This window comes from Salinicoccus cyprini (assembly GCF_007713705.1).
In the GTDB taxonomy this organism is placed as follows: domain Bacteria; phylum Bacillota; class Bacilli; order Staphylococcales; family Salinicoccaceae; genus Salinicoccus; species Salinicoccus cyprini.
On record NZ_VMSJ01000004.1, the window covers coordinates 89,899 to 114,854 of the forward strand.

A 24,956-nucleotide genomic window follows, 5' to 3' on the forward strand; every position below is an offset into this window, starting at 1 on the left:
ATATGTGTAATCTCCTCTTGCAACTGCTAACATGGCATGGAAGATATCATTTTCCAGGAGGGCTTATCATGAATAAGAAAAAAGAAGAACTGCAGAAAAATACGATTGATAATACAAAAAAAGCGAAAATGACGACAAATCAGGGTGTACCGATCAGTGAGGACGAGTTCTCACTGAAAGCGGGTGAACGTGGTCCGACCCTCATGGAGGATTTCCACTTCCGTGAAAAGATGACCCATTTCGACCATGAGCGTATTCCGGAACGTGTTGTTCACGCGAGAGGGTTCGGGGTACATGGTGAATTCCAGGTCTATGAATCTCTGGAGAAGTATACAAAAGCCGACTTTCTTACAGACCCGAGTAAGAAAACGCCTGTATTTGTCAGATTCTCCACAGTTGCCGGCAACCGTGGATCCATGGATATCCCACGTGACGTGCGCGGTTTTTCAACGAAATTCTATACGGATGAAGGCAATTATGACCTTGTCGGCAACAATATGCCTGTATTCTTCATTCAGGATGCAATCAAGTTTCCGGACCTCGTCCATGCTGTAAAGCCTGAGCCGCATAATGAAATTCCACAGGCCGCTTCGGCCCACGATACTTTCTGGGATTTCGTTTCACAGAACACGGAAAGTGCTCATATGATCATGTGGCTGATGAGTGACCGGGCCATTCCACGGAGCTTGAGAATGATGGAAGGCTTCGGTGTCCATACATTCAGACTTGTCAACAAGGAAGGCAAGAGCCACTTCGTCAAGTTCCACTGGAAACCGAAACTCGGTGCCCATCAGGTTGTCTGGGATGAAGCCCAGCTGATAAACGGCAAGGACATCGACTTTCACCGCAGGGATCTATGGGAAAACATCGATAAGGGAAATGCCGTCGAATTCGAACTCGGACTGCAGGTCATTCCTGAAGAGGACGAGTTCAACATGGACTTCGACGTGCTTGATCCGACTAAAATCTGGCCGGAGGAGGATGTTCCGGTCCAGCTGGTCGGCAAGATGACGCTTAATCAGAATGTAGACGACTACTTTGCAGAAACGGAGCAGGTTGCCTTCCACCCTGGACATGTCGTGCCGGGCATCGACTTCTCCAATGACCCGCTGTTGCAGGGCCGGCTGTTCTCATATACCGATACACAGCTGATCCGACTCGGTGGACCGAACTTCCATCAGATTCCGATCAACCGTCCCGTCTGCCCGTTTGCAAACAACCAGCGGGAAGGCTACAATCAGATGAATATTACAAAAGGACAGACATCCTATCATAAGAATGCTCTGAATGATAATCAGCCCGAACCGGCCAGTCCGGAAGAAGGCGGCTTTGAACACTATAACGAAAAAGTCGAAGGCAGAAAGATCCGGGCCAGAAGCGAGAGCTTCAAAGATCATTTCAGTCAGGCAAAACTCTTCCTGAACTCCATGCAGCCGCATGAAAAGCAGCATATATTCGATGCCCTGAGCTTCGAGCTCGGCAAATGCAAGAGCATGGATGTCAGAAACAATGTCCTGAAGGAAGTCATCAATAAGATCGACCGTGAGATGGCTCAATATGTTGCGGATAAAGTCGGTGCGGATCTGCCTGAAGCGGTGGAGGAATCCACGTACGATAAAAGCTCCCCGGCACTCAGTATGTCCAACACCCCTGCTTCGCTTGAGACACGCACCATCGGCGTCATGATCACACCGGATGTTGCGGAGCAGACCCTGAAGGAAACAAAAGAAAAATTTGAAAAGCATGGTATTGAAGTCAGCTTCATCGGGGATAAGATCCACAGCATCGGAGACGTAAGAGTTGAAGAGACGTTCGATACTGTACACTCCGTACTGTTCGATGCCGTGGTTGTACTGAAAGGTAAAGCACAGCTGCAGCCGGAAGCAATCGAAAACCTCGCCATCGCCTTCAAACATAAGAAAGCGATCGGCTATGGCATCGATGAAGGAGATATTTCGGATGCGCTGCAGTTTTCACTGGAAGCAAAAGGCGTCACAGACATCGAAAAGGACGTCGACCAGTTCCTGGAAGACGTCAAAGCACACCGCATCTGGGACAGATAGTCATCATAATAAGGAGACACCCTCGAGGTGTCTCTTTTTTTGTTCCTTGCATATTTACAAAAGTGTCACATCTTATCTTTTGACCCCGAGCCTCTCTCATGCTAAACTGTGGTATATTTCATTTAGTTGAGCATGCTCAACAATTAAGCGGGGCTGTAATACATGATAAGAAAAAATGATATCGTCCACAACTTGAGGGACATATACGGTTATGGATACACGCAAGTATTCAACGATGTTACCGACTCTGTTGCAAGACTCCATATTTCCAAAACCCAGATGGACATCATCCAGTACATCTATCTGAATGGTCATGCGACGCCTTCCGCGCTGGCACTGGAACTGAATGTCCAGAGAAGTGCCATTACGCATACGGTCAAGAAGCTTGAGCGCAAGAAGCTTGTCACCATCAGGCAGAACGAGCTGACGCAGGATAAGCGCTCCAAGCTGATCTGCATGACCGAGGAAGCGGAAGAGCTGCTTGAGGAGTTCATGGATAATATTCTCGGCAAGATCAGAGCGAATGTTTCCAATCTTACGCAGGAAGAAGAAAGAAAGCTTTACGAAGCAACACTCACAATTTTGAAGTATATACCTGGAGGTACCCACGATGAAACACATTCTTAAGTTCAAATGGCCGATTACAGTATTGATGCTCATCTTTACTGTTGCGACCTACATCCTCTCGCCCAACCTGACCCAGTTGGCAACAGAAAAAGGGGATATCCAGCTATCCGATGATTCTCCAAGTGAACAGGCACGACAGTTCCTTGAAGAGTACGGACAAGATAAGGAAACAATGTCCCTGGTTCTCGAGTTTGACGATGAAGTCGATACACACGAATCCGACATTGTCTCGTACATTGAAGAAATCAGGTCCCTTGATGAAGTGGACAATGTCATCAATCCTTTTACTTATGAAGAATCTGTCCAGAGCAACTTCATCAACAATGAGAATGGTGTCATCATGATTCCGATGGATTATGTTGGTCCACTGAACGACATCAGCAGTGTTGCGGACTCGATAGAAGAAATGAATACAACCGAAGCCAGAACTTCCCTGACTTCAAATGAACTGATTCAGGCTACAGTCGAACAGGATGCCATGGAAGGCATCCAGTCCACCGAATTATTTACAGTCATCATCGTTGTCGGTGTACTGCTGCTCATGTTCCGGTCCATCGTAACACCACTTGTACCTGTAGCAGTTGTCGGTGTTGCCTATCTGCTCGGCCAGTCCTTTGTCGGATGGTTTGTACAGTGGTTCGGTTTTCCGATTTCGCCACAGACACAGAGTTTTCTGATCGTCATCCTGTTCGGTATCGGTACCGACTACTGTATTCTGCTGCTCAACCGCTTCAAGGAGGAGCTCGAGCATCGTGAAAAGTACGATGCCGTCATCCGCACCTTCTCCACTGCCGGCAAGACGGTATTCATCAGTGGTCTATCCGGCGCCATCGTGTTCGGTGTGCTTTATTTTGCAAACTTTGAAATATACCGTTCCGCAGTCGGTGTGGCACTCGGTGTCGTCTTCCTGCTGCTGGCGATCTTCACACTGCTGCCGGTACTGATGTACCTGCTTGGCAGATACATCTTCTGGCCGAACATCAAGAAGACGGAATTCAAGGAAAGCAGACTATGGACACCACTCGGCATATTGTCGTTGAAGTATCCGACACGGATCATCTTCTCCATTTTCGCAATACTGATTGCGATTGCTCTATTCTATGATGATGAAGTGAATTTCGACTCCATCGAAGAGCTGGATGATGGCTACTCCACCGTGCATGCGACCAATGTCGTCAGTGAAAATTTCGACGAGGGACAGCTGTTCCCGGTAGAAGTCATCATATCCAATGGCGATGACCTGCTGAATCAGGAAAGCCTGTCGAGGCTGGATGCCGTAGCTTCCACAGTAGCAAGTCTTGACGGTGTAAAAGAAGTGCAGACGCTTACACGCCCTGCCGGTGAAGCAATTGAAGATCTCAATGTGCGCAATCAGCTCGAGCAGACAAATGAAGGTATCGCTGACATGCAGGATGGCCTGGCGGAAATATCCACTGGTCTGACTGAAGCAAGTGACAGCCTTGCCAATACAGGCACATCAGGCGGTGACCTGTCGCAGCTTGAGACGGGAATCAATGACATCAACAGCAATATCAGCCAGATCACCCAGTATATGAACCAGACAGGGGATGCCGAAGGAGCCGCACAGCAGCTTTCCCAAGTACAGGATGGTCTGACGACGCTATCCGAGGAAGTGGCTGCTGCCAATACCCAGCTGACTGAACAGCAGGCTGCAGCAAGCGAGCAGCTGACCGAACTCAGCAATGGCCTTGCAGATTCGGCCGCAGGCATCGATGAGATCCAGAACGGTCTTGAAGAAGTATCCACCCTGCTTGAGGGCATCAGCACCAATGAGGCCGTCGACCAGACCGGCATCCACGTGCCCCAATCCTTTATAGATAATGAAGAAATTCAGGACGCGGTCGACCAGTATGCATTCGGCGACAGCAATGAAGCGCTCATCATGAACGTCGTTCTTGCCGTCGATCCATACAGTCATGAAGCCATGTCGACCTTGAATGATATCGAAACAACGGTGGAGGATGAGCTCCAGCGTCTTGGTCGCGAGGATACTGACGCATACTTCTCGGGCGTCACAAGCATGAACCGTGATCTGAACCAGATTTCAAATGATGACTACAACCGTGTTGTAACGATATTCATACTGACGTTATTCGTTGTACTGGCCATCATTTTCAGATCCCTGATCCTGCCGATCTCAATGATCAGCTCGATCTTCATCACCTATTTCGCGTCCGTAACCATTACACAGTGGCTGCTCGGATTCTTCGGATATGGTGAACTGAACTGGGCGGTACCATTCTTCAGTCTGATCATATTCGCAGCACTCGGCATCGACTACTCGATATTCATCATCGACCGCTTCCGTGAAGAATTGACCGGGCGCAGCATCCGCGATGCAATCGAGCAGTCCATCAGACGGATGGGTGGCGTCGTCATTACGGCAGTCATCATCCTGTCCGGTACATTCGCCGCACTGCTTCCGTCCGGCATGATCATACTGATCCAGGTCGCAAGCATCATCATCTTCGCCCTGCTATTCTACGCATTCATCGTACTGCCACTGCTCGTTCCCGCATTCGTCATCACATTCGGACGCGGCAACTGGTGGCCATTCAGAATGCCTGGTGGCAGAGCGCGAGAGGACAAGTTTAAAGACAAGGAATAAAGGGTATGTATAATCTGTTAAGAAAACTTGAGGAGTGAAAACATGCCTTCACAGAAAAGTTCCGGTGTCGCAGCTGTCCTGAGTGCCCTGATTAACGGACTCGGGCAGATATATAATGGCCAGATCCTGAAAGGGATCATCATCATTCTTATCCAGATGGTAAATGGTGCTCTGACTTTTGTACTTGTCGGCTATATATTCCTGCCGATTGTCTGGATTTACGCTGTTATTGATGCATACCGCAGTGCCGAGAAAATAAATGCCAGAAACTACCGTAGATACGGCAGATAAAGTAGGCCTTCGGGCCTGCTTTTTATTTTATGGTATTCTCGAGATATGGTATAATTTCACTGAAGGATGTGAATAAACATGGAAATAATTGGTCTTCTAGCTGGTCTTGCCATCGTCGGTATACTGCTGTTCATCTTCTTTTCACTGATCGGCCTCGTCAAATGGCTGCTGCAGGGATATTTCCTTTTCCGCGTTGCTGAGAAAAAGAATCTTGATATGCCGCTGCTTGGATTTGTTCCTTTCGGTACATTCTATCTTGGCGGTCAGATGTATGATGGACATGTCATCGACCGGGGCAGGTTCAATCCTAAAACCATCGGAGTCGCATTTGCCATCATCGGTATCGTCGTATATCTGATGGGACTTTCGATCGGCGACATCGCCATCACTTACGTTCTTATGGAATCCATTGCGTTCCTCGGTATTTTCAAAGCCTATACGAAGAACTTTGGTACAGCTGCCCTGCTTGCTCTCTTGAACATGCTCACTGTCGGTATCGCAGCCATCATCATCCTCTTCCTCTACAATCGTAAACTGGAAGAAGATGCGATGGGCATCGTTGATGAAAGCAGCATAAACGAAGAGCAGTATAAGAGTATATAATCAGAAAAATCCTGGACTGTGTCCAGGATTTTTCTATTCCAGCGGTATTTCAAGCAGTCGCATGCTGCGAGCATGATCACCAGGATGAAGACCGCGCATCTCTTCCCCATCCCTTCTTTCATGGAGTTATTGTGCATTCACAATGGCACGGTACAGTATTTCAGTACCATTCTGCATTGCCGAATGTTCAAATGACATGTACGGATGGTGCAGACCCGGCTTGAGATCGCAACCGATGCCGATCATCGCCCCTTTCAGATTTGGCAGTTTGACAGTGTAGTAATGGAAATCATCCCCACCGCTTGTCACAACCGGCTCCAGGCATTTCTCTTCCCCGAGTACATCCACAATGGATCTGCGCAGGACTTCAATCGCATCAGGATGACTCTCGCTTGCGACGATTCCAGAAAACTCCTTATCTTCTATTTTGACGTCGTAGAATTCCTCGATGTATTTGAGGATATTGAAGACCCGCTCCTTCAGCTTGTCCATCTGTTCATTTGTCTGGGCACGCATATCAATGCCGCATTCCGCCACACCCGGTATAATGTTCAACGACTTCCCGCCGGCGAGAAACTTCGTCATTTTGACTGAAGAGGGAATGACCGGATTGATGTGTATCTTGGACAGCATATTGACGATATCCGCCCCGACCTCAATCGCATTATGGTTCAGATGCGGTCTTGCGCCATGCGCATCTTGACCGACAATCCTGAACTTCAGCGAACCGGCAGCACCATGCTCGATGCTCGGAGTGGCAAAACCGTTCGTCGCCTCCTCGATCGGTCTCAGGTGGATGCCGAAAAAGTAGTCCAGATCGTCTATCACCCCTTCATCGACAACAGAGAGTGCTCCCGTCCCGACTTCTTCGGCAGGCTGGAAAATGAAACGGACACCTTTTGCTTCAAGCGCCGGATCGTCTTTTATCTTCAGCATCGTGCCGATGACCATTGCGGTATGTGCATCATGCCCACACGAGTGGTTCGCCTGCTTGATGCCGTTCACTTCCTGATACAGTGCATCGATATCCGCTCTGATGCCGACGATCAGGTTTCCGTCTTCAAAGCTGCCGACATCACAGTAGAGTCCCGTCGTATTGCTGAACTTGACGGGTTCAAAACCTGCCTCTTTCAAATAGTTGTATATGTACTCGGTTGTCTCCGTCTCCTCATAGCTCAGTTCCGGGTGCTCGTGTATATGTTCAAATACTTCCTGAATGTTGTCTTTCAGCAAAATAAAACTCCTTCCATGCAACTTATTGAATAATCATTCACTGTCTACTATAATATATTTAATTGCTTGAAAATTCAAATAGGAGGTATTTTATGACGGATGAAAACAGATCCACTGAAGAAAGTGAAGTGAAACAAAGGAAAAAGAGAGGATTCCGCATGCCGGATGCCTACGCCATACTATTCTTCTTCCTTGTCCTTGCAGCTGTCGCTACATACATAATCCCAGCAGGTACGTTTGAAACGGAGGAGTCATCGGAAGGCATCGATGTCATCATACCCGGCACGTTCAGTATCATCGATTCCAACCCGGCCGGATTCCTCGATGTCTTCGGCGCCATCGTCGAAGGGCTTGTCAGTACCTCGAATCTCATATTTCTCGTTCTGATCATCGGCGGTGCGTTTGCCGTCATCGAAAGAACGGGCGCCATCGATGCGCTGGTAACGAAAATCATCCGCATCACTAAAAATAAGGAATGGCTGCTCATTGCGCTCGTTATGATCGTCTTTTCCATTTTCGGTACGCTCGGCATCATCGTAAATGCCGTCATCGCCTTCATTCCGCTCGGCATCATTCTTGCGCGCTCCATGAAGATGGATGCCATCATCGGCATATCCATCATCTATCTGGGTGCCTATGTCGGTTTCGGTGTCGCCGTACTGGACCCGCTGACGATCGGCTTCGCCCAGCAGATTGCTGAAATCCCGCTCTTCTCCGGTGCACGGGAACGTGTCATCATGTATGTCATTGCACTGATTGCGACCATGGCATACGTCATCTGGTACGCAAACCGTATCAAGAAGGATCCGAGCCGCGGTATTCTGAAAGAGAATCCATTTCCTAAAACACCTTCAGAGGGACAAGAGCTCGGCCAGCAGGACATGAAATTGAAGCACATCCTCGTACTGCTGGCATTGGCAGGCGGAATCGGTGCCTATGTCACTGGTGTGTTTGTTGCCGAGTGGAGTCTCGGTGAAATGTCTGCGGTTTTCCTCATCATCATGGTGGCTGCAGCCATCATCGGCAGAATCCACGTCAACGACATGATCTCCACCTTCATCGAAGGGGCCAATACGGTGCTCTACGGTGCTCTGATCATCGGGATGGCCCGTTCGATCGTCGTCATCCTCGAGCAGGGTATGGTACTGGATAGTGTCGTCAACTTCATGGCGATCATCATGGAACCATTCTCCAGCACGACCGGTGCCATCATCATGTTCCTGGCCAATGGACTGTTCAATCTTATTGTCACATCAGGCAGTGGCCAGGCAGCAATCGTCATGCCGATCATGGCGCCGCTCGCCGACATCATGGACTTCCCGCGACAGGTCGCTGTACAGGCCTATACGATGGGGGACGGCTTCACCAATATCATCACCCCGCTCTCCGGTGTACTGATGGCAAATCTCGCCATTGCCGGTGTACCATATACAAAATGGGTCAAATTTGCCCTGCCGCTCGTCCTTATATGGTATGTTCTTGGTATCATCTATTTGATTGTGCTTGTCGCAATCAACTGGGGACCAGTATAGGAGGAAAATGAATGAAGATTACAGAAATCAGACTGCATCAGCTGTCGATGAAGATGAAAACACCATTCACCACAAGCTTTGGTACACAGCAGGACCGCTTCATTACGATTGTGGAAGCCATTGATGAAACAGGCCGCTCCGGTTTCGGGGAGTGCGTGTCCGGGGAGGATCCACTCTACTCGGAAGAGTTCATGGATGCATCCATCATTGCGATGAAGAAGTATTTTGCACCGATGATCATCCACAATGAAATAGATCATCCGGACGAAGTCTGGGAACTGTTCAAGCCCTTCAAAAGAAACAATATGGCAAAAGCAGCCATCGAAGGCGCCGTATGGGATCTGTACGCCAAGCAGAACGATATGACACTGGCTGAAGCCATCGGTGGACAGAAGACTCAGGTTGAGGTCGGAATTTCACTCGGTCTCGAGGAGACTGATGAGCTGCTGCTCGAGAAAGTCAAGGAGAAGGTGGATGAGGGCTACAAGCGCATCAAAGTGAAGATCAAGCCCGGACGAGATGTCGATATGATCCGCAGGATCAGAGACCGCTTCGGTGATATCCCGCTCATGGCCGATGCCAATTCCGCCTATACGCTGGATGACATCGAAACTTTGAAGGCACTCGATGCATTCGATCTGATGATGATCGAGCAGCCGCTTGCTGCCGGAGATCTGATCGACCACGCCAAACTGCAGAAACAGATCTCCACTCCGGTATGTCTCGATGAAAGCATCGATTCCTATCAGGCCGCCCTCGGTGCCATCGAGCTTGGCAGCTGCAGGATCATCAATGTGAAAGTTGGACGTGTCGGCGGCATTACACAGTCCATAAAAATCCACGACCTTGCACAGAAGCATGATATTCCATTATGGTGCGGCGGCATGCTTGAAGCGGGTGTCGGCCGTCTGCACAATATCGCCATCACGACACTTGGCAACTTCACACTGCCTGGTGATACAGCATCATCAAGCAGATACTGGTATGAAGACATCATCACGCCTGAGGTCGTTGCCAAAGACGGTGTTGTACAAGTCAGCAGCGCGCCCGGCATCGGAGCAGAAGTCGATTTTGACAAGATGCAGCAATACTTGAAGCAGACCGACGTGATCACAGAGGCGGATGTCCCGGACATGAACTTCTATAACTGATTTCAAATGCATGAAACCCGTAACCGGGAAACCCGGTTACGGGTTTATTTATGCTTATGAATGTTGTCCATCAGGCGTCGAGTGCAGTACGGATTCCGAACAGGATGAGTACGACGCCGGCACCTTTGGCGAGCCAGTTCTGGAACATCCTGCTTTTGAGCCATTTTTTCATGATGTTGACGAGTTCGACGACAAGCAGGAACCATAGTGATGAGATGCCGATCAGCAGGCCGGCCAGTATGACCAGCTGCTGGTTCTCTCCAATACTGCCCCCGACGGTCATGAACTGCGGCATGATGGTGATATAGAGCAGCAGCACTTTCGGGTTCAGGATGTTGCTGATCAGCCCCTGCCGGAACGCTTCGCCCAACTGCCCTTTCGCCTGCTGCTGCTTCTCTTTCAGATCATCCACAGAGACAAGCTGGCCTGCAGTGAAGCTTCTGATGCCGATATAGATCAGATAGGCGGCCCCGATATATTTTATGGTACTGAACAGTATGATCGAATTCGCAATGACGACAGCGAGGCCGATGACGGCGATGAACGTCCAGAACAGATGACCGAGGACGATGCCGAGGATCGTCACCCTGCCTGCATTGCTGTTGATGTTGAGTGTATTCTTCATGATGATCATCGAATCGGCACCTGGCATCATTGCGAGCACGATGACGACCGCTATATATGCCATCAAGTTGTCCATTACTCCGCCCCCTCCGTTCGCTTCAGTTCCATGACGACGATCTCCGGACGGTTGAATACACGGAACGGGAAGCGGCTGTTGCCGAGCCCCCGGCTGACGACCATGCTGGTACCATCTTTTTCATATACGCCTTCAGTATACTTGGGAAGTACACCCTGGTGCGGCGCGTAGAGCCCTTTGACGATCGGCAGGCGGATCTGCCCGCCATGGGCATGACCGGTGAACACGAGGTCGATCGGGAAGCGTGTATACATATCAAACAGTTCCGGACGGTGCGACAGTACAATGGTGAAGCGATCGGGCCTGTTCTCGAGTCTGTGTTCGAGATCCCGTCTGAAATCGGCTGTCACCTGGTGATCACCGTCCGTGCCATAGAACCAGAGATCCTCCATACCGATCACCCTGATATATTCATGACCGATATTGATCCACTCATTGCTTTTGCTGATATTCTTCATGCCGGAGGCATCGATTGCCTGCTCGAGCTTATCGAATTTTCTATAGTGGGCTTCATGGTTGCCCGTCACATAGTAGGTCGGCAGAATACCGACTAACTGGGTGATCAGCTGCATAGACCGCCTGAAGTTCGGTGTACGCCGGTCGATCACATCGCCGGTGACAAAGATGACATCGCCATCGATCTTCTTTATTTCACGGATCAGTTTGGCAGAACGGAAGCCGAACCAGGCATTATGGAAGTCCGACACCTGGATGATCTTGAAGCCGTCGAATGCCGGGGGTACCCGGACGGATGCATGTGTATGGTACGTTGTGATGATGTCCTTATCCTGCTTATAGAGAAAGCGCGCCAACGCAATGGAAAAGCCTAGTACAATCTGGGAAATCTTCATATGACTACCTCGATTTTTCTTTCCATTATAGAGCAAATCGGCACGCCTTGAAACTCATATTCTATTTTTCGTCATCTATATATCTACCGTGCGACGGTTTCGCCACTTCATCGAAGTTTTCAACAAGCGTGTTCAAGCCTTCACGCAATTCTTCACCCTTCAGTGCCTTGCCATGGCCGAATACGGCTGTTTCCGGTTCAATGGATGCCAGTTTCTCCACCGATGCCTTTGCCGCTTCCCAGTCGTTTGTAAAATAGACCGGCGGTCCATGGATCTCCTTTTTCTGCACCATCGTCTTGTAGAGTGAATCCTGCTGCACAGTGACGAATGCATCTCCGACAATCAATGTACCATCCGATGCACGGTAGAATGATACATGTCCGTCGGAATGTCCTGGTGTATGGATCCATTCGAATTCCGGCAGATACGGTACTGTGCCGTCCGCCGGCAGCGGATGCACGTTCTCCGCCAGATCAACCGGCTCTTTCGGATAGATCGAGGACATTTTGGCCATCATGCCCCCCTCCACTGTCGGATCCGGGTCCGGATAAGGTGTCCTTCCTGTCAGATAGGGAAGCTCAAGCTTATGTGCGTAGACCGGGACGTCCCAGTGTTCGATCAGCTCGATGATGGAGCCGACATGGTCGAAATGGCCATGGGTCAGAACGATGGCTCCGGGCCTCGCCCCTTCTCCGAAGCGGTCCTCCACCACTTTGATGATTGCTTCCGCCGAATTGGTCAGCCCGGCATCCACCAGTACGAAGTCCTGCGCATCCGGGTGGCCGACCATGTGCAGATTGACGATCTTGTTCGTGTAGGTGCAAAGGTCCGAGAGCACCTCCGTCACGTTGCCGCTCTCTGTCGAGTACGTCGGGATATTCTTATAGTCACTGCCATACTGCATTCTGCTCATCGTAATCCCCCTTGAAATTTAATGTCTACAGCATTCATTTACCCTCGCATACACAACTTCATTCCAAAAATATCGGGTCCCCGGAGACAAGTCCATCATTTCAGCACCTGATGAAAGCGACATGCATCTTGTCGTCCAGCCTGTTATCTCTTATATGTTAAAATGAATGTGAGGTGATCAATATGGATAGAATCAATCTCGGAGGTTCGGAACTCGAAGCTTCAAGAATCGTTCTTGGCTGCATGCGCATTTCGGAAATGAAGACGGATGCACTGGCCAGACACATCAGCACAGCAATCGAACACGGCATCAACCTTTTCGACCATGCAGATATATATGGCCGGGGGGAATGTGAACGGAAATTCGGCAAGCTGCTGGCAACCGAACTGGACAGGAAGGATATCCTGATTCAGAGCAAATGTGGTATTCGTCATGAAAGAAAAAAAGACGTCCAGTATTATGATCTATCGAAGGCGTATATTATTGACGCCGTTGATGGCATATTGGAAAGGCTTGGTACCGACTACCTGGATCTACTCATGCTGCACCGCCCGGATGCACTGATGGAGCCGGAAGAGATTTCCGAGGCATTTGACAGGCTTCATGATACCGGAAAGGTCAGACACTTCGGACTCAGCAACTTCAATGCCAACCAGTTCGACTTTGTCCAACAACATACATCACACAAGCTCATCACCAACCAGGTACAGTTCGGACCTGCCGCTGCTCATTTGGTCAACAGCGGCATGCAGGCCAACACACCTTTTGAAGGGGCCGCAGACAGGGATGGCGGGCTGCTCGAGCAGTCCCGTCTGAATGATGTAACGCTGCAGGCATGGTCGCCTTTCCATTACGGCTATTTTGAAGGCATCATCATGGACGACCCAAAGTTTGAAAAACTCAACAAAGTGCTTGAGGATATCGGCCAGTCCCATGGCATTACAAAGAACGCGGCTGCGATAGCCTGGATACTGAGACATCCTGCCACCATGCAGACGATTGTCGGCACAACCGACACATCGAGGCTTGAAGATATCGCCAAAGCCGGAAATGTCAGACTCAGTCGTGAAGAATGGTATCAGATCTATGCGACAGCCGGTAATATGGTGCCCTGACGATAGTTCGATTGCCGGAACGAAGACCACCCATCGGTTTGGCCGAGGGGTGGTCTTTAAACGTATATTCAGCTCCTACCGGCCATTATCTGCCGGGTACATGATACTGGCGCTTTTTCTGGCCTCCTCGAATGTTTCCATGACATTTATGGAGTGGTTCAGCCACCCGGACGCCGACTGATGATCACCATTATCGTAGATCTCCTTGAAATCCTCAAGTTCAGACACCATGTTGTTTTCATGCTGTCCCAGGTCGATCGTTTCATCGTAATCATCAGTCTGGATTTCAACGGAATCGATGATGTTCGCTGAGCCATTGACTTTGATGTATCCCTTGTCCCCCTGCAGCAGAATGCTGTTTTCGCTTTTCGTATCCTTGGATCCGATGCACGTCGCGATGCTTCCTACATATTTCATCACACATACGCCGGAAGTATCGATGCCATTTTCAAACTTGTTCGGCAAGTAGAAGACATCTTCAGGCTTCCCGAGCAGTCCGATGACGAAATGGAGGTTATAGATGTTCAGATCCGCCAAGGCACCACCCGAAAATTCCAGGTTGAAGACATTCGGCACTTCCCCGGATTTCAGTGCATCATAGCGGCTCGAGTACTGCGAGTAGTTCGCCTGGACCACTTTGAGGTCCCCCACTCTGTGCAGATTTTCCTTTACCACCTTGTAGTGCGGCAGATGAATGCCGGTGACCGCTTCGAACAGGAACAGCCCCTTCTCCCGACTCAAGGCAATCAGGTCCTGCAGCTCCCGCAGATTTGAAGTGAACGGCTTTTCACAGATTACATGCTTGCCATGTTCGAGTGCCTGTCTGGCATATTTGTAGTGCAGATTGTTCGGTGAAGCGATGTAGACCGTATCGTACTGGTCATCGGTAAGCATTTCTGCCACGTCCGTGAAGTAGTTGTCGATTCCATGTCCTTCTGCGAACAATCTGGCGCGTGTTTTCGTGCGGGAATGCACGCCGTATACTTTTACCCCTTCAACCTGCTCCGCGGCTTCTATGAAGCGGTCTACGATGAATCCCGTGCCTATCGTTGAAATTTTCAATTGAACCCTTCCTTTTCCTGATACTTTCCTATAGTCTACCATATAAAAAAGACGCACATCCAAGCGGATGTACGTCCTCTATTCACTTTCCTCTTTCACTATATCCACTTTACGGATCATCTGGTCTTCCATGACCATCACTTCGAACTTCAGGCCATCGTAGCGGAGCGTGTCCCCTTCTACAGGGAAATCTTTGAATTCTTTCAGCAGAAATCCTGACAGCGTATCTTCCTCCTGTGGAATATCCGTGTCGAATATGGCATTGAGCCGATGCAGTGTAATCTTTCCGTCACAGACAATTCTTGTCTCACTTATGGATTCCACAAGCGCATCGTTCCTGAGATCTGTTTCATCCTCAATCTCAAAGCCGAGCATTGCTTCTATAATATCTTCATGGGTCAAAATACCTTCCGTCCCCCCGAATTCATCAATAACGACTGCGAGATGACGCCGTTCCTTCGTCATTTTACGCAGGACGTACTCGACCGGCTGGAACTCATGGATGATCAGTGGATCCAGGTCACAGAAGTCCATGAGTTTTTTGGACGGATCGACCGACCACTGGAGCAGGTATTTGGAATGGAATACACCGATGATGTCATCCATGTCTTCAGCATATACAGGATAGCGTGTATACATATGACGGATGACATGATCACGCGTTTCCTCATATGTTGCCGTGGAGGATATGACCTCCATTTCGGTCCTTGGTGTCGTCAGAACGTCTTTCACGTTCAGATTACGGAACTCCAGTACACCTTTGATACGGTATGACTCATCCTTCGCGAGCATCCCTTCGGAATCTGCGATATCGACGATCGTTCGCAGTTCATCCTTGGAAACAGATGCAGCGCCTTCCAGTTCACCTTTTGAAAGTATTCTGGCAAGTGCATCCGTCAGCCAGTTGAGCACAACGGTGATCGGCTTGAAAATGACCACAAAAAAGGTGATGACAGGTGCCACGGCCATGGCAATCGGTTCCGGGAATGTTGCCGCTACCGACTTCGGGATGACCTCGGCGAAGACGATGATTGTAATGGTAAGTACAGCAGAAGCAATCGCAACATTGACTCCGTACTCGAGCGCCATCGTCGTGACAAGTGTCGGCAGCAGAATGTTCGCTATATTGTTGCCGATAAGTATTGTAGTAATAAATACACTCGGTCTTGAAACCAGTCTCAGAAGGCGTTTTGCAGAAGCATCCCCTTTATTCGCCCTGGACTGTAATCTCATTTTATTGACTGCTGTCAGGGCTGTTTCGCTGCCTGAAAAGAACAGTGAGACGAACAGCAGTATGATGATCGCAATGATCAATTTTTATCCTCCTCGAATATATCTCTGATTATCTTAATATGTTTTTTACACAGATTCTTTTCATTTTACCATTTTTTGATGTGAATGTGTACTGAATTATCTTATCGCCTATAGAAAAATACCTGCTCTCTAAAGAGCAGGCAGAATTTCGTCTATGCCGACACATTATAGCCTTGATCTTCTATCGCTTCGTTCATGGCAGATTCCGTCACCTGCGATTCATCATATTGTACGTCCACTTTGTTCGCATCGAGATCGACGCTGGCAGAGTCTACGCCTTCCAGTCCTGATAGCGCGCCTTCGACGGCACTTCTGCAATGTTCACAGGTCATACCTTCCACCATGATTGTTTTCTGAGCCATGTAAACTCCTCTTTGCCTGATAATTTTGCTTCGCCTTCCATAGATGTACCCTTTCCACCCACTGTGGATGCATCTGGATACCTATTTGGAAAACTGCTTGAGCACTGCCATCAGTTCTTCGATGGATGTCTCACCTTCACCTTTATTGATTGCGTCTGTGACGCAATGCTTCATGTGACGCTCAGTCACAGAGTATCCAACATTCTTGAGTGCCGACTGTACGGCACTGATCTGGACAAGAATATCCACACAATAGCGGTCTTCCTCCACCATTTTCTGGATGCCCCGTATCTGGCCCTCGATCCTTTTCAATCGATTCATCACCTTGTCCTTTTCCTCATCCGTCCGCGGGATGACAGCATGTTCATGCAGATGTTCATTCATGATCATTTCACTTCCTTCGATTCTCTGAAATCTTTCACTATATTTATCGTACCCGCGCCGGGTATGTTTTTCAAGATAAATAGTCTGAAGCACTGCCCCGGTGCGGGCTAGAGGAACCGGAAGTTGTTTATTTTCACCTTATCATTCGGCACTGCCGGAATATCGTTGAACTCGAAGCTGAAATCCTGTTCCGGCACGTCATATTCCAGATCATTGACAAGGAAATCGAGTGTCGTCCGCATCATGACAATTGTTACGAATTCTCCGGCACACCGGTGGCCGAAGTCGTAGCTCCCCCCGCCCTGCGGAATGAAGTTGAACGGCGTCTGGTGCCACCCCCGGAAGCGTTCCGGCATGAACGTATCAGGCTCCACCCAGTCCGAAGGGTGGCGGTTGGTACCATAGAGATCGAGCAGTGTGAGTGTTCCGGCTTCAAAGAAGTAGCCCTGCCACTCGAAGTCGGTATCCGTCCTTGCAGCAGCGAAAGGGAAGAATGGATAGTAGCGCCGCACTTCCTGGATGAACCATTCAAGCTCGATATCATCGGCACCTTTCAGTTTGCCCTTTTCCTCAGGAAATTCATGCAGGGCAAGACCGATCATTGCCACCCATACGCTGACAGCGTTCATCGGCCGTATGAGATTCAAGATTTCAACCGCTGCAGTCTCCTTATCCAGCAGGCTGCCCTTTTCATCCCTGTGCCAGGAAAAGGTATAGAGGGCTTTGCCCTGATCCACTTCGATCCGGCCTTCCCTGACATCCTCTACGAGACCTTCAATCCAGCTGTCAAGTTTCGAACGGGAACGCCGGCCTTTCCAGTGCTGTATCCCGAGCGCAGCCGGTGATTCGTAAAGGTCGGAAATCTGCGTCGCAAGCGATTCTGTCTCGGATTCATCGAGCGGTACACCTGTCCACTTGCAAGCGACCTGAAGAAAGACCACTTTCGCAGCTTCATACAGCGACACGGTCTCAAGACTTTCAGCTTCTTTAAAATAAAGATGCCAATACTGGTGCACGAGCATACCGATTTCGTCCATTGCTTCATCATCCATCAGAGACATGAACATGGCTTTTCTGTTGCGATGCGCCTCCTGATCCAGCGTCTGTATGCCACCTTCACCAAACAGTGTCTTCTTCACTCTGGCAGGCGCCGCATCCCGCCGTCTGAAGCGGGTATCATCATAGAACAGCTCCGCCGCTTCGCTGCCTGTCAGACAGATGGCCTTCTCTCCCATGATCCGTGTTTCAAATACATCCGTATTCAATGCTTCGCGCCTGTTCATTATGAATCCGTATCCTTCTTTAAGCACGCTCAGCGTCCGATCGAACCCTTCATCTTTCGGCATGTTCTGTGCCACCATATCCCTCCTATGAATGCGTTGCTGGTAACCTTCTCTTCCCCTTCTCCTGAGCTTTAAGCATATGAAGCAGTACAAGAAAACAGACTCTGGTTCAGGTCTGCTTCTTATCGTCCCCTGGTCTGAATACAAAGTAGTTCGTCACTCCAAAAAACACGCCGGCAAGTACGCCGAACAGCCAGTTATCAAATCCGATCCCCACCAGCAGCAGAAAAAATATTCCTGACGCCAGAACAATGGCAATGCGCATATATCTTCACCTTCCAGATCTGAGACGCCCTACAGTTACAGTGCACTGATTATGCCTTTTATCATTCTTGCGATGAGTCCGAATGAGTTTAGGAACATTTCGAATAGAAAGGTGTACCAGGCTTCATTCTTATGGAGTGGCGTCTCATTCTTTTTATTTCCTTTTGACATGGATATTCTCACCCACCTGCATCATTTTAATGGTCCATACACTTAATCACAAGGAACTACTGGTGCTTTTCCAGAAACTCGAGCATGGCCTTATACACTTTGATTTCATTCTGCTTCTTGGAAAATCCGTGGCCTTCATCATCCAGCACAAGGTAGTCGATCTCTCTGCCCGCACCTCTCAGCTCTTCGACAATCTGATCCGACTCCTCTTTGACGACCCTCGGGTCTTTTGCCCCCTGGATGACGAGCATCGGCTTTGACATCGTATCAAGATAGGTGATCGGCGAATCTTTCTCGAACCTTTCCTTATCCTTCTGCGGATCGCCGACCCAGCGTTCCATGATCGGTTTCCAGTGGTCCGGCACCGAGTTGTAGAAAGTGAAGAGGTTGGACACCCCGAATATGTCGACGACCGCCTTGAAGTACTCAGGATGTCTGCCATGCAGCAGAAGTGCCATGTATCCGCCGTAGCTGCCACCGACAAGGAAAAGCTTCTCTGGAGATGAAATGCCGTTATCAAACAGCCATTCGACAGCCGACACATTATCAAGCCGTGGTCCGTGGCCCCAGTCCTGCTCGACAAGCTTTACAAATGAAGACCCGTAGCCTGTGCTGCCTCTGAAGTTGGGACAGAAGATATTGTATCCGCGGTTCAGAAACATCTGGAACATGGCACGGTAGAACTTGCGCTCTGCGGCCTGTGGTCCGCCGTGCGGCCAGAATATCGTATAGCCGTTGCTGTTTTCGGGCTTCGCACGGAACAGCAACGCTTCGATCGGCAGTTCATCATAGGAACTGTACCGGATGGTTTCAGGTTCCACCATATCGTCCGGCGTTACACCGAGCACACGGTTTTTCGTCAGAGGTGTCCATTTTTCCTGACTGTATTCCCAGATGTTGAACGGCTGTGTTGCGCTGCCGCCAAGTACGTAGAGGTTCCCGCTCTTCACTGCAGCAAGCTGCCTGATGGAGTCGAACGGCAGAGTGATTTCATCAGACTGATCATGATTGAGATCATAGTAGTAGAGCTTATCCACAACCCCTTTCTCCGTTACGATGTACAGCATATTCCTGTCACGGTTGAACTGGATATCCGTCACCGATTCATAGCCGAAGTCCATGACTTTCGCAAATTCCTTGCGTGTCAGATTGTATTTTGCCAGATAGCTGTACTCGCTCTCGTAGTCGGTACTGAACCAGACTTCGTCATCCTTTACGAATGTCATCCCGCCGACCGTATGCACCACGTCCGGATTCGGCGTAATATAGTCGATGTCCGAACCAATTTTGATGAAACCAAGAATATAAGTATTGGCCAGCACCTGGACATGCGCCGTGTTCTGTTCATCGAGTGATACATCAACCAGGTAGGTCGGCCCCCGCTCCCCTTCATGCAGTGTCCGCATTTCACCTGTCCCGATATCGTAAACCTTGGTGTCGAGGAAACTCTCGTTCCCTTTTGAAGTCATATAATAGATCTTATTGCCATCCTGGGACAGCTTGCCGAAGAAGTACTTCTCGTCCGCTTCACCAGTAATCAGCGGCTTCGGCACGCCACCTTCCGGTCCTACAGCATAGATCTGGTAGTTTTCATCCCCGTCATGGTCATATCCGGCAAGAACATAGCGCGCCTTCGGATCATATTTTATGAAGCTCGTATTCTCATCCTTCTGTGCGAAAAGAAACGGATATGTTTCCGTAGTATCCATCGCCCAGATGTTCACTTTGCCATTCAGGTTGGTACTGAAAAGAATCTTCTTCTCATCCGGACTCACTGTAAAATTGTTGATGTTATAGGATGTAAAGAACTGCTCCACCGTCGGTTTTGGAAATCCAATCATTATACAGACCCCTTTTTTATTTAAATGTATACTTTCCCCCATTGTAGTCGAAAATCATTTTTGTGACAATTCAGACATATCCGGGATGGGTTGCCTTGTCGGTTTTGTCACCTCTTGCTCATGACACCCTACCAAGGCGAATTAAACCCCTATCTCTCCACAAAAAACAGCATGCACTCGATGTGCATGCTGTCCTTCGCATAGCTTTACTTGATGTTGATGACGACATCATCGTTGTTTACTTTGCCCAGTTCTCTTGCTGCAATTTCTGTACCGGCTGGTCCGGTGATGATGATTGGTGTGATGTCGCTCTTCGCGTTCTGTCTGATGTGGTCGAGGTCGACCTCCATCAGTACATCACCTTTTTTGATCTTGTCACCAGTCGCAACTTTCAGATCGAAGCCTTCGCCTTTCAGGTTGACTGTATCGAGTCCGAAGTGGATGAGGAGTTCGAGTCCACCTTCGTTGACGAGGCCGAGTGCGTGCTTGGTCGGGAAGTCAGTGACGATTTCTCCATCGAATGGTGCTCTGACGATGCCGCTTGATGGCTTGATCGCAACGCCATCGCCCATCATCTTCTCACTGAAGACCTGATCCGGCACTTCGGAAAGGTCGACTGCTTCACCTTCGATTGGTGAATAGACGTCTTTATTTTCATCGGACATCATCTGTGAGTCCTTGGCCGCTTCCATATCATCGTCTGTGGATTCCGTCACTGTTGTTTCGGATGGTGATGAAATTTCTCCATCGATGATGCGCTGCATGTCATTTCTGATCTGGTCGGATTTCGGTCCGAAGATCGCCTGCATATTATTGCCGACTTTCATGACACCTGAAGCACCGAGTGCTTTCAGTTCTTGCTCATCAACCGCAGCAGTATCGGCTACTTCCACTCGGAGACGTGTGATGCATGCATCGAGATGCTTGATGTTCTCTTCTCCACCCATAGCAGCGAGTACGTTGAATGGCAGTTCCTGTGCTGTGGAGATTGTTGTTTCTGAAGTTTCGTCTTCTCTACCTGGTGTTTTAAGGTTCAACGCCTGGATGAGTACGCGGAAGACCACATAGTAGATGACCGCATAAGCTGCACCGACGATGAGTACCCACCACCATTCGGTACGGTTCTGAAGAATACCGAATAGGAAGAAGTCGATGAAACCGCCTGAGAATGTGTAGCCCAGATTCAAGTCAAGCAGGTACAGGATCAGGAAGCTGAGTCCATCGAGTACTGCGTGGATGAAATAAAGCAGTGGCGCAACGAACAGGAATGAGAACTCAAGGGGTTCTGTGATACCTGTCAGGAAACTTGTCAGCGCTGCTGAAATCATGATGCCTGCAACGTATTTCTTACGTTCCGGGCGTGCTGTGTGATACATGGCAAGGGCTGCTGCCGGCAGACCGAACATCATGACCGGGAATTCACCCTGCATGAAGTTACCTGCAGTCAGCTCAACACCGTCACGCAGCTGTGCGAAGAAGATGTTCAGGTCCCCACGGACAATTTCCCCTGCTGCGTTCGTGTAGGTTCCGAACTCGAACCAGAATGGGGCATGGAAAATGTGGTGCAGTCCGAAAGGAATAAGTAGTCGTTTGATCATACCAAAAGCAAATACGCCGATTGCCGTATTTTCTTCCATCAGCCAGAGTGATATTTCATTCATGGCACCCTGGATCGGCGGCCAGATGATGAACATCGCCAGACCGATGATGAATGCTGCTGCTGCTGTCACAATCGGCACGAAGCGCTTTCCGGCAAAGAAGCCGAGGAAGTCCGGCAGATTGATATTATAGAACTTGTTGTAGGCCCAGGCAGCAAGTATACCGATGATGATACCACCGAATACACCGGTCTGGATCGTTGGAATGCCAAGAACATTGGCATAGGCCGGGTCATCTGCTGCCAATTCCGGTGTCACGCCTGCAATCTGACCCATCGTAACGTTCATGATCATGTAGCCGACAAATGCTGCGATTGCTGCGACACCGTCACCTTTCGCGAGACCGACGGCGACACCTAGTGCGAATAGTAAGGCCAGATTATCAAATACAACTGCACCTGCTGCCTGCAGCATGTCGGATAAGGCAACAATCCAACCGGCTTCCAGGAACGGCAGCCATTCAACCATCGCTTCAGTCTGCAGTGCAGCACCGATACCGAGCATCAGACCGGCAGCCGGCAGGATCGCAACCGGAAGCATCAATGCTTTACCGATACGCTGAAGCTGTCCAAAAAGCTTTCTGAACATAGTAATTTCCTCCTAATGAAAAGATTTTGTTTTATGAAAATGACACAGAAAAAGACATGAGAATACAGGGATAGTTAAATAAACCATTCCTGTAGACTCATGCCCTTACCGGTAACACGTCTATTTAGAATAATGTCTGAAATGCTGTATGTGCATCGTAAGATAGACGACTTCCGAGTCGTACACCTTGCGCTGCAATTTATTCTGTATCATCTTCATAATTTTTACAGCTATATTATAGCACATCGGATATTGCGCTTTCAACAGCAAATCGAATTGTTCCTGTGAAGGGACACTTTCACCGTTCATTACCCGCTGGACGCAGAAGCTGATATGCCGCACGAAGCGGTCATACTGGATGGAAGACTGGTCGATTGTCGTCTCGAGTCCGTATTCGATGATGACGATGGCCTGGTGCACCACTTCCGACAGTACATTCATATCATGGAGTGAACGGTTGTATATGGACGAATGGACATGAAGCGCAATGAAACCCACTTCCGCTTCCGGCAGATGGATGCCATATTTCTTGTTGAACATTTCAACGACTGCTTCCGCAATCCGGAATTCCTTCGGGTAGAGTGCCTTCGTTTCATTGACGAAAGGATTGGTAATCTCTATGCCCTCCTCCTGCCGCTTCATCGCGAAAAGCAGATGGTCCGTCAGTGACAGCAGAATCCTGTTGTTGATGTTTTCCGTCGTCATCTCATCGATCAGTTCGATGGCTTCAAGTGTAGACTGGAATAGACGCTCGTCCGCCATGGTCAGAAGCGTCTGGTATCTGCTCGTATCCTGCTGGCCCTCGAGCTTGTAGACCTTATCCGCCTCTTCGATATCCAGCACATCCCCGTTCTTCTTGCCGAACCCGATGCCACGGCCGATCAGTACAACTTCCTCGAACTCATCCCTGCCAATTACTACATTGTTATTCAGAGCTTTCTCTATCGTCACCAAGAGCGTATCCCACTTTCCTCATCTGCTCATTCAAATATATATAATGCAGACGATAAGTGCAAGGTGTATATAGCCAATAAAAAAGCCGGGGCTCCCCGGCTTGAAATCCATTCTAATGTGCCTTTGTCGTAAAATTGACGAGTGAGCGTATGGCCGTTTCGATACTCTTCTCGGAAAATATGACTTCCGGACTGTGAAGGGAATAGGTACTCTTCTCTTCACCTTTGATCTTTGTGCCTACCCGGAAGGCAGCGCCGATATAATCCTGCATATAGAAAGCGAAATCTTCAGAACCCATGGAAGGCTCCTTCAGCTCATGAAACTTTACATCTTCACCACTATTGATGAAATCATTGACAAGTTCCTTATTATTGATGACAGGCGGGCAATAGCGACTGTATTCAATGTTGCAGTCGGCATCCGACATCTTCATCAGGTCGTCTGTATACTCACCCAGCATGCGCTTCGCCATGTCGATGGACTTTTCAGAAAAGCTTCGTATGCTGCCACCGAAATGAAGCGCATCCGGGATGACGTTGTTCTTCTCCCCTGCATGAATTTGTCCGACTGTGATGACAACCGGTGTCGCCGGGTCATTGAACCGTGACGCGATGCCCTGGATGAACTGGATGATGTTTGATGCCAGGTAGATCGGATCGGCTGTCGTATCGGGATGCGCCGCATGGCCACCCTTGGCAGTCAGCTTCACATCAAAAGTGATTGATCCGGCCATCATATCCTCTTCCCTGTAGCCGATCAGACCTTCTTCAAGCGTCGGCCACGTGTGGAACATGATCATCTTGTCGACCGGAATCTCAAGGCGCTTCAGTTCATCATTTATATACTTCGCCCCTTCAAGCGTCTCTTCCGCCGGCTGGAAAATGAAGACAAGATTATACTTGAGGTCTTCATACAGCTCATTGATGACTTTCGCAAAGCCGTAGATGATGCTCGTGTGGATGTCATGTCCACACGCATGCATGACACCTTCATTTTCAGATTTGAAATCGAGATCATTCTCCTCTGTAATGGGCAGAGCATCCATATCCGCCCGCACCCCGATATACTCGTAGCTCGGGTCCTTCTCCAGCACACCAATCAGCCCGGTATCCTCGGACAGTTCGTAGAATTCTATATCCGTGTCCTCAAGCCCATGTGCCACAAGTTTCGTCGTCTCATATTCCTTGAAGCTCAGTTCCGGTGCCTTATGAAGTCTTCTTCTGAAATTGATGACATGCTCCAGATGATTATCTATTGCGCGATCTTTTACAGTCATTAATAAACCCACTTTCCTCTTGATTATTATA

The 24,956-nt window shown here is 49.2% G+C and carries 23 protein-coding genes; 8 read left to right on the top strand and 15 right to left on the bottom strand.

Features of this window, described 5'->3' with window-relative positions; all coding sequences use genetic code 11:
* Positions 1 to 68: 68 nt before the first annotated feature.
* The 5 genes from FO441_RS09650 (at position 69) to FO441_RS09670 (ending at position 6,213) form a co-directional block, all read left to right on the top strand.
* On the top strand, positions 69 to 2,063 hold the full coding sequence (locus FO441_RS09650; RefSeq protein ID WP_145289307.1) for a catalase: 1,995 nt from the start codon (positions 69 to 71) through the stop codon (positions 2,061 to 2,063).
* Positions 2,064 to 2,225: 162 nt separating this feature from the next.
* A complete protein-coding gene (locus tag FO441_RS09655) occupies positions 2,226 to 2,690 on the top strand; it encodes a MarR family winged helix-turn-helix transcriptional regulator (RefSeq protein ID WP_145289310.1) in 465 nt (154 codons plus the stop codon).
* On the top strand, positions 2,674 to 5,319 hold the full coding sequence (locus FO441_RS09660) for an MMPL family transporter (RefSeq protein WP_145289312.1): 2,646 nt from the start codon (positions 2,674 to 2,676) through the stop codon (positions 5,317 to 5,319). Before FO441_RS09655 ends, FO441_RS09660 begins: the two co-directional genes overlap by 17 nt.
* A 42-nt stretch (positions 5,320 to 5,361) precedes the next feature.
* Positions 5,362 to 5,610 carry a hypothetical protein gene (locus tag FO441_RS09665; RefSeq protein ID WP_145289315.1) on the top strand — a complete coding sequence of 83 codons (249 nt, stop codon included), beginning with the start codon at positions 5,362 to 5,364 and terminating at the stop codon, positions 5,608 to 5,610.
* A 78-nt stretch (positions 5,611 to 5,688) separates the two neighbouring features.
* Positions 5,689 to 6,213, top strand: a complete 525-nt coding sequence (locus FO441_RS09670) for a hypothetical protein (RefSeq protein WP_145289317.1) — start codon at positions 5,689 to 5,691, stop codon at positions 6,211 to 6,213.
* A gap of 126 nt (positions 6,214 to 6,339) precedes the next feature.
* On the opposite strand, the gene FO441_RS09675 is transcribed toward FO441_RS09670, so the two are convergent.
* Positions 6,340 to 7,446 (bottom strand): amidohydrolase, encoded by a 1,107-nt coding sequence (locus FO441_RS09675; RefSeq protein WP_145289320.1) that lies wholly within the window; start codon positions 7,444 to 7,446, stop codon positions 6,340 to 6,342.
* Positions 7,447 to 7,538: 92 nt separating this feature from the next.
* Here FO441_RS09675 and FO441_RS09680 point away from each other — a divergent pair, with 92 nt between their 5' ends.
* A complete protein-coding gene (locus tag FO441_RS09680; protein ID WP_145289323.1) occupies positions 7,539 to 8,978 on the top strand; it encodes a YfcC family protein in 1,440 nt (479 codons plus the stop codon).
* A gap of 11 nt (positions 8,979 to 8,989) precedes the next feature.
* On the top strand, positions 8,990 to 10,129 hold the full coding sequence (gene menC, locus FO441_RS09685; RefSeq protein WP_145289325.1) for an o-succinylbenzoate synthase: 1,140 nt from the start codon (positions 8,990 to 8,992) through the stop codon (positions 10,127 to 10,129).
* Between the two features lie 70 nt (positions 10,130 to 10,199).
* On the opposite strand, the gene FO441_RS09690 is transcribed toward menC, so the two are convergent.
* From FO441_RS09690 to FO441_RS09700, 3 genes are all read right to left on the bottom strand, one after another.
* Complete coding sequence (locus FO441_RS09690) at positions 10,200 to 10,829, bottom strand: LysE family translocator (protein ID WP_145289328.1); 630 nt, start codon at positions 10,827 to 10,829, stop codon at positions 10,200 to 10,202.
* Positions 10,829 to 11,680: a metallophosphoesterase gene (locus FO441_RS09695; protein WP_145289330.1), complete on the bottom strand. Its 852-nt coding sequence runs from the start codon at positions 11,678 to 11,680 to the stop codon at positions 10,829 to 10,831. Before FO441_RS09695 ends, FO441_RS09690 begins: the two co-directional genes overlap by 1 nt.
* A gap of 61 nt (positions 11,681 to 11,741) precedes the next feature.
* Positions 11,742 to 12,584 (bottom strand): MBL fold metallo-hydrolase, encoded by an 843-nt coding sequence (locus FO441_RS09700; protein ID WP_145289675.1) that lies wholly within the window; start codon positions 12,582 to 12,584, stop codon positions 11,742 to 11,744.
* A 191-nt stretch (positions 12,585 to 12,775) separates the two neighbouring features.
* Here FO441_RS09700 and FO441_RS09705 point away from each other — a divergent pair, with 191 nt between their 5' ends.
* Positions 12,776 to 13,708: an aldo/keto reductase gene (locus FO441_RS09705; RefSeq protein ID WP_145289333.1), complete on the top strand. Its 933-nt coding sequence runs from the start codon at positions 12,776 to 12,778 to the stop codon at positions 13,706 to 13,708.
* A 75-nt stretch (positions 13,709 to 13,783) separates the two neighbouring features.
* On the opposite strand, the gene FO441_RS09710 is transcribed toward FO441_RS09705, so the two are convergent.
* From FO441_RS09710 to FO441_RS09750, 11 genes are all read right to left on the bottom strand, one after another.
* Positions 13,784 to 14,770, bottom strand: coding sequence for a Gfo/Idh/MocA family protein (locus FO441_RS09710; protein WP_145289335.1), 987 nt, complete (start codon positions 14,768 to 14,770; stop codon positions 13,784 to 13,786).
* Between the two features lie 78 nt (positions 14,771 to 14,848).
* The gene (locus FO441_RS09715; protein WP_145289338.1) at positions 14,849 to 16,084 is read right to left on the bottom strand and encodes a hemolysin family protein; all 1,236 of its coding nucleotides are present in this window, start codon (positions 16,082 to 16,084) and stop codon (positions 14,849 to 14,851) included.
* Positions 16,085 to 16,236: 152 nt separating this feature from the next.
* Positions 16,237 to 16,446 carry a copper chaperone CopZ gene (gene copZ, locus FO441_RS09720; protein ID WP_145289341.1) on the bottom strand — a complete coding sequence of 70 codons (210 nt, stop codon included), beginning with the start codon at positions 16,444 to 16,446 and terminating at the stop codon, positions 16,237 to 16,239.
* Positions 16,447 to 16,527: 81 nt separating this feature from the next.
* The gene (locus FO441_RS09725; protein WP_145289344.1) at positions 16,528 to 16,830 is read right to left on the bottom strand and encodes a metal-sensing transcriptional repressor; all 303 of its coding nucleotides are present in this window, start codon (positions 16,828 to 16,830) and stop codon (positions 16,528 to 16,530) included.
* A 107-nt stretch (positions 16,831 to 16,937) separates the two neighbouring features.
* A complete protein-coding gene (locus FO441_RS09730; protein ID WP_370637546.1) occupies positions 16,938 to 18,188 on the bottom strand; it encodes a cytochrome P450 in 1,251 nt (416 codons plus the stop codon).
* A gap of 94 nt (positions 18,189 to 18,282) precedes the next feature.
* Positions 18,283 to 18,438, bottom strand: coding sequence for a hypothetical protein (locus FO441_RS12635; protein ID WP_186365538.1), 156 nt, complete (start codon positions 18,436 to 18,438; stop codon positions 18,283 to 18,285).
* A gap of 35 nt (positions 18,439 to 18,473) precedes the next feature.
* Positions 18,474 to 18,608: a hypothetical protein gene (locus FO441_RS12735; protein ID WP_281287301.1), complete on the bottom strand. Its 135-nt coding sequence runs from the start codon at positions 18,606 to 18,608 to the stop codon at positions 18,474 to 18,476.
* A gap of 56 nt (positions 18,609 to 18,664) precedes the next feature.
* Positions 18,665 to 20,449, bottom strand: a complete 1,785-nt coding sequence (locus FO441_RS09735) for a S9 family peptidase (RefSeq protein ID WP_145289349.1) — start codon at positions 20,447 to 20,449, stop codon at positions 18,665 to 18,667.
* Between the two features lie 206 nt (positions 20,450 to 20,655).
* Positions 20,656 to 22,695, bottom strand: a complete 2,040-nt coding sequence (ptsG, locus tag FO441_RS09740; RefSeq protein WP_145289352.1) for a glucose-specific PTS transporter subunit IIBC — start codon at positions 22,693 to 22,695, stop codon at positions 20,656 to 20,658.
* A gap of 120 nt (positions 22,696 to 22,815) precedes the next feature.
* A complete protein-coding gene (gene glcT / locus FO441_RS09745) occupies positions 22,816 to 23,646 on the bottom strand; it encodes a glucose PTS transporter transcription antiterminator GlcT (RefSeq protein ID WP_237605273.1) in 831 nt (276 codons plus the stop codon).
* Positions 23,647 to 23,761: 115 nt separating this feature from the next.
* Entirely contained in the window at positions 23,762 to 24,925 is a 1,164-nt protein-coding gene (locus FO441_RS09750) for a M20 metallopeptidase family protein (RefSeq protein ID WP_145289357.1), read from the bottom strand.
* Positions 24,926 to 24,956 lie beyond the last annotated feature (31 nt).